At 52.4% G+C, this 15,399-nt stretch carries 16 protein-coding genes; 12 read left to right on the forward strand and 4 right to left on the reverse strand.

The window, feature by feature from the left end:
* Window positions 1-41 precede the first annotated feature (41 nt).
* From BW972_RS00930 to BW972_RS00940, 3 genes are all read left to right on the forward strand, one after another.
* Window positions 42-1,283, forward strand: a complete 1,242-nt coding sequence (locus BW972_RS00930; RefSeq protein WP_076420458.1) for a 3-deoxy-D-manno-octulosonic acid transferase — start codon at window positions 42-44, stop codon at window positions 1,281-1,283.
* A gap of 5 nt (window positions 1,284-1,288) precedes the next feature.
* Complete coding sequence (gene rsgA, locus BW972_RS00935; RefSeq protein WP_076420460.1) at window positions 1,289-2,212, forward strand: ribosome small subunit-dependent GTPase A; 924 nt, start codon at window positions 1,289-1,291, stop codon at window positions 2,210-2,212.
* A 70-nt stretch (window positions 2,213-2,282) separates the two neighbouring features.
* On the forward strand, window positions 2,283-2,984 hold the full coding sequence (locus BW972_RS00940; protein WP_007657325.1) for an SDR family oxidoreductase: 702 nt from the start codon (window positions 2,283-2,285) through the stop codon (window positions 2,982-2,984).
* A gap of 7 nt (window positions 2,985-2,991) precedes the next feature.
* On the opposite strand, the gene BW972_RS00945 is transcribed toward BW972_RS00940, so the two are convergent.
* On the reverse strand, window positions 2,992-3,621 hold the full coding sequence (locus BW972_RS00945; protein WP_076420462.1) for a fasciclin domain-containing protein: 630 nt from the start codon (window positions 3,619-3,621) through the stop codon (window positions 2,992-2,994).
* Window positions 3,622-3,815: 194 nt separating this feature from the next.
* On the opposite strand from BW972_RS00945, the gene BW972_RS00950 reads away from it, so the two are divergent.
* The 8 genes from BW972_RS00950 (at window position 3,816) to BW972_RS00985 (ending at window position 10,889) form a co-directional block, all read left to right on the forward strand.
* Window positions 3,816-4,277 carry a peptidylprolyl isomerase gene (locus BW972_RS00950; protein WP_007657328.1) on the forward strand — a complete coding sequence of 154 codons (462 nt, stop codon included), beginning with the start codon at window positions 3,816-3,818 and terminating at the stop codon, window positions 4,275-4,277.
* Window positions 4,278-4,551: 274 nt separating this feature from the next.
* Window positions 4,552-5,865, forward strand: a complete 1,314-nt coding sequence (locus BW972_RS00955; protein WP_076421452.1) for a dicarboxylate/amino acid:cation symporter — start codon at window positions 4,552-4,554, stop codon at window positions 5,863-5,865.
* A 122-nt stretch (window positions 5,866-5,987) separates the two neighbouring features.
* Window positions 5,988-6,722: a 5-oxoprolinase subunit PxpB gene (pxpB, locus tag BW972_RS00960; protein WP_076420465.1), complete on the forward strand. Its 735-nt coding sequence runs from the start codon at window positions 5,988-5,990 to the stop codon at window positions 6,720-6,722.
* Complete coding sequence (locus BW972_RS00965) at window positions 6,712-7,719, forward strand: 5-oxoprolinase subunit C family protein (protein ID WP_076420467.1); 1,008 nt, start codon at window positions 6,712-6,714, stop codon at window positions 7,717-7,719. Before pxpB ends, BW972_RS00965 begins: the two co-directional genes overlap by 11 nt.
* Window positions 7,716-8,495 carry a 5-oxoprolinase subunit PxpA gene (gene pxpA, locus BW972_RS00970; RefSeq protein WP_076420470.1) on the forward strand — a complete coding sequence of 260 codons (780 nt, stop codon included), beginning with the start codon at window positions 7,716-7,718 and terminating at the stop codon, window positions 8,493-8,495. The genes BW972_RS00965 and pxpA overlap by 4 nt, the downstream gene beginning before the upstream one ends.
* Window positions 8,492-9,682, forward strand: a complete 1,191-nt coding sequence (locus BW972_RS00975) for an NRAMP family divalent metal transporter (protein WP_076420472.1) — start codon at window positions 8,492-8,494, stop codon at window positions 9,680-9,682. The genes pxpA and BW972_RS00975 overlap by 4 nt, the downstream gene beginning before the upstream one ends.
* 82 nt (window positions 9,683-9,764) lie before the next feature.
* Complete coding sequence (locus BW972_RS00980; protein WP_076420474.1) at window positions 9,765-10,595, forward strand: CPBP family intramembrane glutamic endopeptidase; 831 nt, start codon at window positions 9,765-9,767, stop codon at window positions 10,593-10,595.
* A gap of 3 nt (window positions 10,596-10,598) precedes the next feature.
* Window positions 10,599-10,889, forward strand: coding sequence for a hypothetical protein (locus BW972_RS00985; protein ID WP_076420475.1), 291 nt, complete (start codon window positions 10,599-10,601; stop codon window positions 10,887-10,889).
* 124 nt (window positions 10,890-11,013) lie between these two features.
* Here the strand turns inward: BW972_RS00985 and BW972_RS00990 are convergent, their stop codons facing one another.
* Window positions 11,014-12,534, reverse strand: coding sequence for a sigma 54-interacting transcriptional regulator (locus BW972_RS00990; protein WP_076420477.1), 1,521 nt, complete (start codon window positions 12,532-12,534; stop codon window positions 11,014-11,016).
* Between the two features lie 56 nt (window positions 12,535-12,590).
* Window positions 12,591-13,691: a vWA domain-containing protein gene (locus tag BW972_RS00995; protein ID WP_076420479.1), complete on the reverse strand. Its 1,101-nt coding sequence runs from the start codon at window positions 13,689-13,691 to the stop codon at window positions 12,591-12,593.
* Window positions 13,692-13,847: 156 nt separating this feature from the next.
* Between BW972_RS00995 and BW972_RS01000 the strand changes: the two genes are divergently transcribed.
* A complete protein-coding gene (locus tag BW972_RS01000) occupies window positions 13,848-14,129 on the forward strand; it encodes a DUF427 domain-containing protein (RefSeq protein ID WP_007656983.1) in 282 nt (93 codons plus the stop codon).
* A gap of 76 nt (window positions 14,130-14,205) precedes the next feature.
* Here BW972_RS01000 and BW972_RS01005 read toward each other — a convergent pair whose 3' ends face one another.
* Window positions 14,206-15,183, reverse strand: a complete 978-nt coding sequence (locus tag BW972_RS01005) for an acyl-ACP desaturase (protein ID WP_007656986.1) — start codon at window positions 15,181-15,183, stop codon at window positions 14,206-14,208.
* Window positions 15,184-15,399 lie beyond the last annotated feature (216 nt).

Genomic DNA, 15,399 nt, shown 5'->3' on the forward strand with positions numbered 1-15,399 from the left:
GTACAAATCGCGACGCTGTCATGCTATAGCTCAAAACATATTTGAAACTACTCTACGACATCGGACTGAAAGCTTACCAGGCGGCTATCGCGTTGGCAGCCCCTTTTCACCAAAAGGCAAAGCTGATGCAGACGGGACGTGCGGAGCAGTTTGAGCGGATGGCGCAGAAGCTGCAGGGGAACACGGTGCCGGTGGTGTGGTTTCATTGCGCGTCGCTAGGGGAATTTGAGCAAGGGCGGCCAGTCATCGAGGCATTTCGGGAGGAGTTTCCAGGATATAAGGTGGTGCTGACCTTCTTCTCCCCTTCTGGCTACGAGGTGCGCAAAAACTACGCGGGCGCCGACTACATCTTCTACCTGCCGCTCGATAGCCAAAGCAACGCCAAACGTTTTCTGGACATCGTGCAGCCGAAGCTGGCCGTGTTCGTGAAGTACGAGTTCTGGCACTACTACTTGCAGACGATGCAGGAGCGGGCTATACCTGTGCTGTCCATTTCAGCTATCTTCCGTCCCGACCAGGTGTTCTTCAAACCTTACGGCGGTTTCAACCGCAGCATGCTGCAGCGCTTCACGCATATTTATACCCAAAACGAGGCCTCACTGAAACTCCTGCAAGGTATAGGCATAGCCAAAGCCAGCGTTGCCGGCGACACCCGTTTCGACCGGGTGCTGCAAACGGCGGCCAGCGTGAAGACTATACCTGAGGTGGAGGCTTTTGCGCAGGGCAAGGAGGTGTTTATGGTGGGCAGTAGCTGGCCAGCGGATATCGAGGTGCTCTTGCCGCTGATTCAAAAGCACCGGCAAGGTATACAGTTCATCATCGCCCCGCACGAGATTCACGAAAGCGGCATCAGTCAACTCATGCAACAGCTCGGTGAGAGTGCCGTGCGTTTTTCGCAGGCCAAAGAGGCGGACGCTGGCAGGTATAACGTGCTGGTGATTGACAACATCGGCATGCTTTCGTCGCTCTACAGCTACGGCACATATGCCTACATTGGCGGGGCTTTCGGCAAGGGGCTGCACAACACATTAGAGGCAGCGGTGTTTGGGCTGCCGCTGTTCTTCGGGCCGAAGTTTGAGAAGTTTCAGGAAGCGAAGGATCTGGTACAGTTGGGTTGCGCCTTCCCGATAAACAATGCAGAGGAGCTGATGCAGGCATTTGAGCGGGTGCATAACACGCCCGGACTGCGCCAAGGTATAACCGACAAAGAAAAAACTTACGTACACGAACAGGCGGGCGCCACAGCCAAAATTATGGCCGATGTGCGTCAGCTGTTGAAATAAAACGAATGAAAGGAGTTGTAGTAAAATCGACGGGGTCATGGTATCTGGTGCGTGACGAGGAGGGCAAGCTGCACCGGGCGCGTCTGCGCGGCAAGTTCAAGCTCAAGGGCATGAAGGTGAGCAATCCGCTGGCCGTGGGCGACCGTGTGGAGTTCGATGTGGAGACTACGGGCGAAGACACCGCTGTGATCCACAAAATCGAAGACCGCGAAAACTACATTATCCGTAAATCCACGCACAAGGCCGAGCACGCGCACATCATCGCCGCCAACCTCGACCAGGCCCTGCTCATTGCCACTTTGGTGTCGCCGCGCACTTCTTTCGGCTTCATCGACCGCTTTCTGGTCACGGCTGAGGCCTATGGTATACCTACCGTGATTGTCTACAACAAAACCGACCTCTACGACGAGGACATGCAGGAGTACCAGCGGCAGATCGCCTACCTGTACGAGCGCATCGGCTATAAGGTGATGGCTGTATCGGCACATACCAACGAAGGTATAGACGAGCTCAAAGAGCTGCTGCACGGCAAAACTTCCCTCTTCTCCGGCCACTCAGGCGTAGGCAAGTCCACACTTATCAATCTGATCGTACCTGACCTCGACCTGAAAACCTCCGAAATCTCCGGCTTCTCCGACAAAGGCGTGCACACGACTACTTTCGCCGAGATGTTCGAAATAGACCCCGAAACCTTCATCATCGACACGCCCGGCATTAAAGAGCTCGGCATCGTCGACATCCCCAAACAAGAGCTCGGCCACTTCTTCCCCGAAATGCGCGAGCGCCTCAACCAGTGCCGCTTCAACAACTGCACCCACTTCAACGAACCCGGCTGCGCCATCGTAGAAGCCGTCCGCAAAAACGAAATTGCCCTGACCAGGTATGAGAGTTACCTGAGTATGCTACAGGGAGAGGATAACAGAAAGTAAATCACACCCAACTTATTTAACCATCCCCCCTCCATAACGTTACAGAAAGCCTAACCATACCTGTACTGTTATGAAAATTGAAAACGCGAATATCCTGATCACAGGCGGCACACTCGGCATCGGCTATGCCACGGCCAGACTACTCATCGAACACGGCGCAAACGTAGCCATTACAGGTCGTGACGAGAAACGCACGCACAAAGCAGCCAGGGAACTCGGCGCCATGCCGATCACAGCTGATGTGGCGAATCCGGATGACGTGAAGCAGACTTTTAAAACCTTCATGAATGAATACGGCAGGTTAGATGCACTGATCAACAATGCAGGCATCGGCTACTCCAAAAGATTAGAGGATGTATCGCTGGAAGACTTTCAGCAAATCTATAGCGTGAACGTGTTCGGAGCAGCCATGATGGGAAAGCGGGCGGCTGAGATCTTCAAAAAACAGAACTACGGCAACATCATCAACATTGGCTCTACAGCTGCTACTAAAGGCTATGAGGGCGGTACGGTATACGCTTCTTCTAAATTTGCCTTACGCGGCATGACACAGTGCTGGCAGATGGAACTACGCCCCTACAATGTGCGGGTTATGTTGCTGAATCCGAGCGAGGTTACCACGGCATTTGGGCGTGAAGAACGGGAAGAGCGCGACAGCCAGCCAAACAAACTACGCGGTCGCGAGATTGCGCGGGCGATCAAAGGAGCGCTGGAACTCGATGACAGGGGCTTTATACCTGAGATGGCCGTCTGGGCGACAAATCCTTTCTAAGCTAAGCTTACAGGATAGTTTCTTCCACTGGCACGAGTACCTTGTCTATCGTATGCAGCACACCATTGCTACTCATTCCATCAGGATCCTCAATCACAGCACTGTCAATGCGCACGTTACTTTTGTGCTTTGTGACTTTCAGTTGCCGTCCTGCCGCTGTTTTCAGGATGGCGCCGTCCTGCAAGTCGCTTGTGGTCAGCTTGCCTGCTATAATGTGATTGTTGAGTACTTGCTGTAGCAGTTCCCGGTGATCTGGGCTATTCAGGTTCTCACGCAAACTATCAGGCAAGGCCTGAAAGGCTGCCTCGGTGGGAGCAAATACGGTATAGGGGCCCGTTCCACTCAGACTTTTTGCAACGCTAGCCGTGCGCAAAAGCGAGCTGAAAGTACTCAGGTCATTGTTTGCTGCTACATTATCGAGTAAACTGCGTGCAGATACACGGGCAGCCTCGGTGCCGCCCGGAATCTGGCGTGCAGTGCTGGCTTGCGGCTCCACAGGCCCATTCGTCTGCAGGGCATTGGAGCTTTCCTGTAGGTCGGCTTCGTTTCCGGTTTGGGTATCCTTGGGCTGATCACAGGCAGTAAGCAGCAGCATGGCGAGCCCAAACAGGGTTAATATGTAGGAATTTGCTTTCATAGGAGGCTCAGGTTTTAGTCTAATTCACGGGTCGCGCTATAGTACAATTACTGTTTTAAGGCGCTTCAAGTTTTAGCAAATACCAAGCCAGTAGCCTCTTCAGCCAAATCGGCCTGTTGGTCGACTGGCTGCCAATGGATATTTTGCGTACTTTTGTAGTTGATAGTATTACATTACCTCAAACGAATAGAATTATGAGCACTGCAGAAATCCATACCGCCAAAGGCGTCATGAAAGTAGAATTTTACGATAAAGACGCCCCTAAAACGGTTCAGAATTTTAAAGACCTGGCCAAGAAAGGCTTTTATGATGGCTTGACATTCCACCGTGTAATTCCTGACTTCGTGATTCAGGGCGGTTGCCCTAACTCACGTGAAGGCGCTAAGGGTGTACCAGGCACAGGTGGCCCGGGCTACAAAATCGATTGCGAACTGACTGGCGAAAACCAGTACCATGACCGTGGCGTGCTGAGCATGGCCCATGCCGGCCGCAACACCGGTGGGTCGCAGTTCTTCATCTGCCATAGCCGTAAGAATACAGCACACCTCGACCGTAACCATACCTGCTTCGGCAAAGTGGTAGAAGGCCTGGACGTGATCGACCAGATCAAAGCCAATGACAAAATTGAAAAGATCGTGGTGAGCGAGGAGGCATAAGCTTATCGACACTAGATCATCTAACCAAAAAGACCGCACCAGTTGCGGTCTTTTTCTTTTATAAAACCGCTCTATCGGGCCCCACTGAGCATTAAATTCCGGAATTGAGATATTCCGGCCTTTTCTGAAGGATTTTGCTTAATTTTACCTGACGCGGGCATACTTTACAGGCTCTTTGGCGGCGCCATACCTGATATTTTGCCTGCACGCATTAATCTGAACCTTACACCAAACATGGGTGGGCTCGTTTACATTGCCCGCCACCATCCTGTTTATGAAGAAGTTAGCCCTGCACTGGCAGATTCTTATTGGTATGGCCCTCGGGGTAGCATGGGGAATCTCTGCCAGCTCCTTCGGCCTTATCGAGTTCACTGCCGACTTTATCAAACCCTTTGGCACCATCTTTATCAACCTGCTCAAGCTGATCGCGGTGCCATTGGTACTCGTGTCGCTGATAACAGGGGTGGCCAGTCTGAGTGATGTGAGCAAGCTCTCGCGCATTGGTACCAAAACCATCGGCATGTACATTATGACCACTATCGTGGCGGTAGTGCTGGGCTTGATTATTGTGAACCTGGTGGAGCCGGGCAAGGCTTTCTCACCTGAGAAGCGGGAAGAGTTTAAATCGCAGTTTGCAGCTACCACCGAGCAGCGATCATCCGATGCAGCCGCAGTAGAGCAACAGGGTCCTTTGCAGGCGCTGGTCGATATTGTGCCGGACAATATTTTCGGGGCGATGACCAACAACAGCAGCATGCTGCAGGTGATCTTCTTCGCACTGCTTTTTGGCATCGCACTTATCATGATTCCCAAAGATAAGTCTGCCCCCATCAATGCCTTTTTCGACGGTGTCAACCTGGTTATACTCAAGATGGTAGACATCATCATGATGGCGGCTCCTTATGGCGTATTTGCCCTGCTGGCCGGACTGGTAGTGGATTTTGCAGGAGACGATCCGGCGGCTGCCGTTGAGCTGTTGCTGGTGCTGGGCTATTATGGCCTGGTCGTGATTGCAGGCCTTGCCATCATGATGCTTTTGGTATACCCAACACTTGTCGTGACCATCGGCAAAACAAAATACACAGACTTCTTTAAAGGCATTTTCCCGGCGCAGATGCTGGCGCTTTCCACTTCTTCCAGCGCGGCTACGCTTCCTGTTACCATGGAGCGCTGCGAGGAGCGACTGGGCATCAACCGTGAGATCACCAGCTTTGTGCTGCCGCTGGGTGCTACTATCAACATGGACGGTACCAGCCTTTACCAGTCTGTAGCTGCTGTGTTTATAGCGCAGGCTTATGGAATGGACCTCGACCTGATGACGCAGCTGGGCATTGTGATGACAGCGACGCTGGCCTCCATTGGTGCCGCCGCCGTGCCGGGTGCTGGTGTGGTGATGCTTGTGATCGTGCTGCAGCAGGCAGGCATCCCGATCGAAGGTATCGCCCTGATCCTGGCCCCTGACCGTATTCTGGATATGCTCCGTACCACCGTGAACGTAACCGGCGATGCAACGGTAGCCATGGTGATCGCCCAAACAGAAGGTCAGTTACACCCTCCTTCACTGGAAGACGTGGGCCTGCACGACTAATAAATTCAGAATATCCTTTTGGAACACAAGGCTGCCCCCTGCGGTCTTGTGTTTTTTTATGTACCTTGGTTAACTATACCGTACTCCAACAGGTATACAAAGGCACATTAAACAGCCTAGGCATGAAGCAGAAAGACATGCAGCTATTCCGGCTATACCCACTTGGCGACAGCGCCATTACGGTGCAGTTTGGCGATAGCATTGATGAAGCCACTCACACCAAGGTGCGCGCCTTCAGTACCTATCTGGACCGGCATCCTTTTACTGGCTTCAGAGAACAGGTGCCTGCTTTTAACACTGTCACGGTGTACTATGACCCCTGGCAGGCAAGTGAGCGAGGTTTTTACAACCCCTACACCCGCGTGACGGACCAGCTACAGCACATGCTTAAAGTGGCCCGCGAAAATGGTAAAGGTACTAAGCCCCGTGTAGTGGAGATTCCGGTGTGTTACAATGGCTCCTTCGGCCCTGACCTGGAGTATGTAGCCCGGCATACCAAACTTACCCCTCAGGAAGTCATCGCCAGCCACGTACGCGGCAAGTACCAGGTATACATGATCGGCTTTGCGCCTGGCTTCCCCTACCTGGGCGGCATGGCGAAAAAGCTGGCTACTCCCCGCAAGCAAAACCCCAGACCGCGCATCCCTGCCGGATCGGTAGGTATAGCGGGCGGCCAGACAGGCATCTACCCCATCGAGACACCGGGTGGCTGGCAACTGATCGGCCGTACGCCACTCCGGCTTTTTGACCCCGACCGGGAGCAGCCCAGTCTGCTGCAGGCCGGTGATCAGGTGAAATTTGTGGCTATCTCTGAAAAAGAATACTGGCAGCGAAAGGAGAAATCGCATGGGGCTTGAGATCATAAAGCCAGGCCTGCTCACCACACTGCAGGATAAGGGCAGGTATGGACACCAGAAAGAGGGCATCATCACAAGCGGTGCCATGGATACCTTCGCCTCCCGGGTAGCCAATATGCTGGCTGGCAACCCGGAGCACGAAGCCGTGCTGGAAATAACGCTGATCGGACCTACGATACGCTTTACCGAGGACCAACTGATCGCCCTGACCGGCGCTGACCTGTCAGCTGAGCTTAACGGGGAGAAGCTGCGTCTGTGGCGTCCTTATTTTGTGAAGAGCGGCAGCATTTTGTCTTTTGGAGCACCCCAATCCGGCTGCAGGGCTTATATGGCCGTGTCGGGTGGTTTTGATATACCACAAGTGATGGGCAGCTACGCCACCTACCTGCAGGCAGGTATAGGCGGGTACCAGGGACGGGCACTGCAAGCCAGCGACTTTATACCTTGCAACAGCCCCACCGCTACAGGTATAGCGCTGTTTTCACAGGCAACAGGTACTACAGACGGCCACGATTACCTAGCCGCCACCTGGACACCCGACCCGCAGTTCTACCCCAACTACAAGCCTAACCCGACCCTTCGGGCTATTAAAGGTCCTGAATTTGAGCTCTTCTCTGACACCAGCCAGGAGCAGATCTGGGTGGAGCGCTTTCAGGTATCAAGCCAGTCTGATCGGATGGGCTACCGGTTGCAGGGCGTATCATTATACCTGAACGAAGCGACGGAGCTTATCTCCACTGCTGTGACTTTTGGCACGGTACAGGTGCCGCCTGAGGGCAAGCCAATTGTGCTGATGGCCGACCACCAGACAACAGGCGGTTACCCGCGCATCCTGCAGGTGATTAGCGTCGATTTGCCTATATTAGCCCAGGTTGCGCCGGGTCAGACCATTGCGTTTGAGGAAGTATCGCTGGAAGAAGCCCAGCAGCTTTACATCCGGCAGGAGCAGAACCTGACACAGCTGGCACACGCCATCCACCTAAAACACAGCAAATGAACACACCCCTCTCCGTTGACCTGAACTGCGACCTGGGCGAGAGTTTTGGCGCCTACCGTATAGGGAATGACGATCAAATACTTCCCTATGTCACTTCGGCCAACATTGCCTGTGGCTTTCATGCCGGCGACCCTGGCGTGATGCGTAAAACCGTGCAACTTTGTCTGCAGCACAATGTTGCCATCGGTGCCCATCCCGGCCTGCCCGACCTGGTGGGCTTTGGAAGGCGCAATATGGCTGTTTCGGCAGAGGAGGTATACGACATGGTCATTTACCAGATTGGCGCGTTGCAGGCTTTTGTGCAGGCCGAGGGCGGCACCCTTCACCACGTGAAACCGCACGGTGCCCTCTATAACATGGCCGCAACCGATGTCAAACTGGCCGAGGCCATTGCCGAAGCCGTTTACAAGGTAAAGCCCGAGGCACTGCTTTACGGGCTGGCCGGAAGTGAGCTGATAAAAGCCGCCAACCGGCTCAATCTGGTTGCTGCTAACGAAGTGTTTGCCGACCGTACCTACCAGCAGGACGGCACCCTTACCTCCCGTCGTCAGCCCGACGCATTCATCACCGACCCTGACAAAGCTGCCAGCCAGGTACTGCTGATGGTGCAGGAAGGTAAAGTACAGTCGCAGCAAGGCACCGACATAAATATACAGGCCGACACGATTTGCATACACGGCGATGGCCCGCATGCCCTGGAGTTTGCCCGCCATATACAAGAAACCCTGCAGCGCGAAGGTATAGCGCTTGCCACACCAAAAGTGCAGCGCCCATGAAGCAGAAACGCAACTGGAGCGTACTGCTCGGTGCCGCTTTCCTGATGGCAACTTCTGCGGTCGGACCCGGCTTCCTTACCCAGACCACTGTTTTCACGCAATCACTCGCCGCCAGCTTTGGCTTTGTGATCCTGGCCTCCATTATCCTAGATATCGGGGTGCAGCTCAACGTATGGCGTGTAATTGCCGTGTCGGAGAAGCGGGCGCAGGACATTGCCAACCTGGTGCTGCCAGGCCTGGGACTTTTTGTGGCGGTGCTGATTGTACTTGGTGGCTTTGCTTTCAACATCGGCAACGTAGGCGGTGCCGGACTAGGCTTCAACGTGCTGTTCGGCATCTCTCCTGAGTTGGGTGCCATCATTGCCGCAGGTATAGCCATTGGGATCTTCCTGGTGCGCGAAGCCAAAAAAATGATGGACCGCTTTGCCCAGTTTATGGGCCTGCTGATGATCCTGCTGATTGTGTACGTGGCCATCACCTCTGCCCCACCTGTGGCCGAAGCCGTGACCAAAACTTTCATACCTGATCAGATCGATTTTATCTCGATCATCACGCTGGTAGGTGGCACAGTAGGCGGCTACATTACGTTTGCAGGCGGTCACCGTCTGCTCGATGCCGGCGTGAAAGGCGAAGATGCCCTGCCAGAGGTAAACACCAGTGCTGTGTCAGGTATAACAGTAGCTTCCATCATTCGGATTTTCCTGTTTCTGGCAGCATTGGGAGTAGTAAGCAAAGGCCTTGTGTTCGACGAAAGCAACCCGCCGGCCTCCGTGTTTCAGTTGGCGGCTGGCAATGTTGGCTATAAGCTTTTCGGCATAGTGATGGTCTCGGCGGCTATTACCTCTGTGATCGGCTCGGCCTATACCTCTGTGTCTTTCATCAAGTCCTTCCACCGGAGCATCGAGCGGAACGAGAACTGGTTCATCATCGGCTTTATCGCTATTTCCACTGCTATCTTCGTCACTATCGGCCGTCCGGTGCACCTGCTGATCCTGGCTGGCGCCCTCAACGGCCTTATCTTACCCCTTACGCTTGGCACTATTTTGATCGCTGCTCACAAAGTGAAGGTTATCGGCAGGTATAAGCACCCGCTGTGGTTGACCATTTTTGGGGTACTGGTTGTGTTGGTGATGGCCTGGATGGGTGGTTACACCCTGGTGAAGCAGTTGCCGGCTTTATTTAGCTAGGCTTGGGAGTGCTATACCTTGTTTGGCTAGTATGTAAACTTTGCTATATTGTATAAAGTTTTCTCACCTTAAGCTTATTACGATGACTCGCCTACCTGCTTCAAAACCAGCAGTCGCCAGCATTTGGGGATTCTTTGCCTTAAGTTTTGCATTTTCGTGGTTGGTCTGGGGCGCTATCCTGGCGCTGCCGCTTCCTGACGACCTGCTGCTGCCTTGTATTATTCTGGGTGCTTTCGGGCCTTCGTTCGCAGCGATTTACCTGGTGCAGCGCTATGGTCAGGCAGCAGAGAAGCGTGACTTCTGGAGCCGGGTTTTCAGTTTCAGTCGAATTGGTTGGGCATGGTACCTGGTCATTATGCTTATCTTTCCGGCGATCTACTTTCTGGGTTATTACATCTACTCTTTTTTCGGTGGCACACAGCCGCCGGTAGCGAGTTTGTTCAGCGGTCTCGACTCACCTTCGTCTATACTTATTTTTGCGCTGATCATACTGTTCGCAGGTCCTGTTTCAGAAGAACTGGGCTGGCGTGGTTACGTACTGGACCCACTGCAGGAAAAGTATGGTGCTATTGCAGGCAGTTTAATACTAGGCCTCTTTTGGATAGCCTGGCACCTGCCGCTTTTCTTCATCGAAGGCACCTCACAGCACGCCAAAGGCTTTGGCTTTCAGTTCTGGTCCTGGTCTTTCCAACTGATCATGCTTTCTTTTGTCTTCACGTGGGTATACAACCACACCCACCGCAGTATACTGGGCGCTATCCTGCTCCACCTGATGGCAAACATAGCTTACCCAACTAACCTGGATCTGACTGGGGAAGTGGTTTTTACTTTACTCAGGTTGATTATTGTGCTTGGGATTGTAGTTGCCTGGAAACGGGAGAAGCCTATTTCATTAACCTTGGTGTCAAATTAAGAAATGAACCTACACGCCTTCAAAGCCAGCTTATCCGCTCTCGCCCCACCTTCGGAGGTATCGGTATACCTGCAGGCGCTGTGGTATGAGGCGAAGGGTGATTGGGACAAGGCGCATGTTTTGATCCAGGACCTGCCAGACAAAACTGCTGCCTGGATTCATGCTTACCTGCACCGCAAAGAGGGCGACACCTGGAATGCAGACTATTGGTATAGCCGGGCTGGTCGTAAAAGGCCCAACACCTCCCTTCAGGAAGAATGGGAAAGTATCGTCTCCGACTTGCTTCAGGTATAAATTCCTTTTCTCTTTAAGACCGAGATTATTCACTAGATAATAGAAAAAAGGCAGCAGCGGTACCAGTACCGCTGCTGCCTTTTTTCTATTATCTAACTCCAAAACACTCTAACTCCTAAACTTCTTAAAAGTCATCTTCGTCTTCTTCCTCACCGAAGCTCGGCATAGTGAACATGCCACTAAGCAGGTCCTTGAACTGCAGGCCGGTGCTGAGGCGGTTTTTGCTGAGTTGACTGTGCTCTGCTAAACCATGCAGGGCAAATTCCATCATGAATAGCTTCTCTTCTCCTTTTGCTTCTGAGCGGTGCTTTTCTACCAGTTCGCTCAGGCCAGGTATAGCCTGCAAAGCTTTCTTGTATTCCGAGGCAGGCGCATCATTCAGGATATCCACTGTGTTGCCGTCACCAAACCAATCGGTTATTTTCTTGTACGGATTTCCTTCCTTTGACTTCTTAGCCTTGTCGGGGTCGGGAAAGTATTGGAGGAACTGCGTGCGGATAGCTTTGCCCATAAGCACCTGCGCTACATGCCCTGCGCCTTCCTGCTCGCCTTCGTATACCAGCTCTACTTTGCCCGTTACGGCAGGTATGGTGTTCAGGAAGTCTGACAAGCGCACATAGGTTTTGCTTTCGCCGTTCAGCAAGGCCCGGCGCTCAGCAGCACTCAGCAAATTTTCAAAAGCCGATATCGTCAGACGAGCCGACACGCCACTCTTGGCATCGACGTACTCACTCTCGCGGGCCTCAAAGGCCACCTGCTCTATCAGGTCGCTGATGATGTCGTTGGTGGTCACCAGCTGTTCCTGCTCCTCTTTGATATGCGCTTCCTGCCGTGTGATCTTCTTACCAATCTCGATGGACTTCGGATAGTGCGTGATTATCTGGGAGTCGATACGGTCTTTAAGCGGCGTCACAATGGAGCCACGGTTGGTGTAATCCTCAGGGTTGGCCGTGAACACAAACTGGATATCGAGCGGCAGACGTACTTTGAAACCACGTATCTGAATATCGCCCTCCTGCAGAATGTTGAACAAGGCCACCTGGATGCGGGCCTGCAGATCGGGCAGTTCGTTGATGACAAAGATGCCGCGGTGAGACCGTGGAATCAACCCGAAATGAATCACCCGCTCATCAGAGTAAGGCAACTTGAGCGTAGCAGCTTTGATAGGATCTGCATCACCGATCAGGTCAGCTACCGATACGTCGGGAGTGGCCAGCTTCTCGGTATACCTGTCAGAGCGGTGCATCCAACTGATGGGCGTGTCATCGCCGTGCTCGTGCACCAGGTCTTTGGCAAAACGAGAGAGCGGTTGCAGCGGATCATCGTTTAGTTCGGCCCCCTGCACTACAGGTATGTACTCGTCCAGCAAGTCTACCATCAGGCGGGCGATCCGGGTCTTGGCCTGCCCACGCAAGCCCAGCAGGTTAATGTGGTGCATCGACAGGATAGCCCGTTGTAAATCCGGCAAAACAGTCTCTTCGTAGCCCCAGATACCTGGAAATACTTCCTCTTTGCGCTGCAGTTTGCGGATCAGGTTATGGCGCAGCTCCTTCTTTACGGTTTGCGGTTCGTACCCGGCGGCACGTAGCTGCCCGAGCGTTTTTATCTTAAGTAAGTTCTCTGCTGGTATGTCTTTGTATTGCATTCTTTTTTGGTTGAATGGCTGTTGAAATATTAACTGCTAAGATGAATCGTTATATGCTAAAAACTCTTCTTTCGGTTGCGGCCATAGTCCCGGAACACCAGGTGTCCTAAGCCTTTCAGCGAACTGTAGTAAGCCTGGCCATTATTTACTTTCGTAAACTCGTCTACGAACTGCTGCAGGTATGGGTCCGATGCGATCATGAAGGTAGTGATCGGGATTTTGATGCGGCGGCATTGGGCGGCGAGGTTCAGCGTCTTGTTCACCACTTTGCGATCCAGGCCGAAACTGTTTTTGTAGTAATGCACCCCTTCTTTCAGGCAGGTCGGTTTGCCGTCCGTGATCATGAAGATCTGCTTGTTCGGCGTCTTACGCTTACGCAGGATATCCATCGCCAACTCGAGCCCGGCCACGGTATTGGTATGGTACGGCCCCACTTCCAGGTAAGGCAAATCCTTGATCTCGATCTGCCAGGCGTCGTTGCCGAACACGATCACATCCAGCGTGTCTTTCGGGTACTTCTGCTTCACGAGTTCGGCAAGCGCCATGGCAACCTTCTTAGCTGGGGTAATGCGGTCCTCGCCATACAGGATCATGGAGTGCGAAATGTCGATCATCAGCACTGTGGACGATTGTGTTTTGTGCTCCGTCTCGGTAATCTCGAGGTCCTGCTCAGTCAGCCGAAAGTCAGAAAGGCCGTGGTTGATCTGGGCATTTCGGATCGAGTCCGTCATGGAAATCTGCTCCAGCGCATCGCCAAAGCGATACTCACGGCGGTCGGTGCTGGCTTCGTCGCCTATACCTGTCTGCGGTGTGGCATGGCTGCCTTTGCCACCTTTCTTCAACTTGCCAAAAATTTCCTCCAGCGCACTCTTACGAATGTTCTGCTCACTCTTGGCCGTCAATTTCAACACGCCCTCCTCTTGTGGGTTTTCGTCGATGTAGCCCTTCTTTTTGAGGTCCTCGATAAAGTCGCCAATGCCGTAATCATCGCCCGTCAGGCCGTACTGCTTATCCAACGAACTAAGCCACGACAGCGCCTCAGCCACATCGCCGGAAGTGATCATCACCAGCTGCAAAAAGATTTTGAGCAGCGACTCGAAGCCCTGCTTATCATCCTGCGGTGGTATATACTCTGCAAATCTATACCCTATACTCATATGCTCTCTCCTGATTTATACTCTAACAACGCTACGCAGCCGAATGTTCTTGCACACCGGTTCTTATACGTACAATATCGCACAAGCACAGGTATGGTAACAATAAGCCCAATGCTGCAGTACCATATATACAGAAACTAACTAAACTTTATCACAATGAAAGCAATATTCAACGATATCGTAATAGCGGAAAGCGAACGAACTGTTAAAGTAGGCGGCAACCATTATTTCCCATCAAATGAAGTAAACCACCAGTATCTGGAAGAAAGCAGAACGCACACTACGCAGGAAGGTATGGGCGAGGCATCCTTCTACCATGTGAAAGTAAATGGAGAGGTGAAGCTGGATGCAGCCTGGACTTACCCGAACCCCGAGAAGAAGGCAGAAGAAGTAAGAAGCTATATTGCCTTTACTGATGCGGTGGAACTGAAGGACTAACGAAAGTTAATAAAAAGAGCGGGGCCTGTCAAAAAACTGACAGGCCCCGCTCTTTTTATAATTTTATCACACCGGATTAATCGATCCAGCGGAACTTATATTCCAGTTGTGGCGATCTCATACGCTCAGCTACTCTGCGCAGACGATCTGGCAAGGCAATCAGATAATCGCGGGCACGCTCGCCTGCGTCGTTCAGACCAGTCACTGTTTCAAGCTTCCACTCTTTCACGAGGTCTTTCAGAATATCGGTATAGTCAAGCGCCGTGTATACATTGATGCGCTGGGCGGCATCGGTAAAGTGTCCAAAGGTCTTGCCCATGTCCACACCCAGTTCACGCATGTAGTGTGCAGGCATTACAATCTTCTTGCGCATCATGTCTTCAAAGGCCAGCATCATCTCGTTCGGATCGGCCTCAAATATTTTGCCTACAAAAGCCTTGTACGCTTTGGCGTGACGGGCCTCGTCAGAAGCAACATAGCCGCAAAGCTTTGCCAGCATGCCATCGCCCTGTTTCTTGGCAATCTGGGCTACGCGGCGGTGCGACAGGTTGGTTGCTGTTTCCTGGAATGAGGTATAGACAAAAGCACGGTAAGGGTCATTGTCTGTCTGAAGGTCAAAACCATCGGCGATCAGGTACTGCGTGGAGGCCTCCATTTCACGCATGTTGATGCGACCGGTCAGGTAGAGGTACTTATTCAGCAGGTCACCGTGACGGTTTTCCTCAGCAGTCCAGGCGCGGTTCCACTTCATCCAGGGGCTATCCTCGTTGCTTGGCACATCCTTGATAGACATCAGCCAGCTTTCGTAAGTTGGCAGCGCTTCTTCCGTGATGGTATCTCCTACCAGCACGGCCAGCAGGTCATAACTCAGGTCACGGGCACGCTCCTGCAGGTTTTTAATTTCTTCAAAGAAATTTTCCATACGGGCGTCAGGCAGCAAGTCAGCGGGCTGCCAGCTGTCTTCAACAGACTTGAGAAACTCTGTCATCTTTTCCTGGACAAAGTCTTCCATCCATTTCATGACTTCTACACGGGAGGCAATGGCTGTAATCATGGTGTTGTTTTAGGCGATTGAATTTCAAATATAGGCATTTATACTAAAATAGTAATCCGCAGCGTCATATTAAGTTCATGCACTGCTAAAAAAGGAAATCGGACTCGGAAGCGTGTTTAGACTCTAACCTGCCAGCTCTTCATTTGCACAAACCACAAAACACGCCTGGGATAATTAATACTTACGTAGAAAGACAAAACGGTTTTCATTTTCACC

The sequence above is a fragment of the Pontibacter lucknowensis genome (assembly GCF_900156415.1).
Taxonomy (GTDB): Bacteria; Bacteroidota; Bacteroidia; order Cytophagales; family Hymenobacteraceae; genus Pontibacter; species Pontibacter lucknowensis.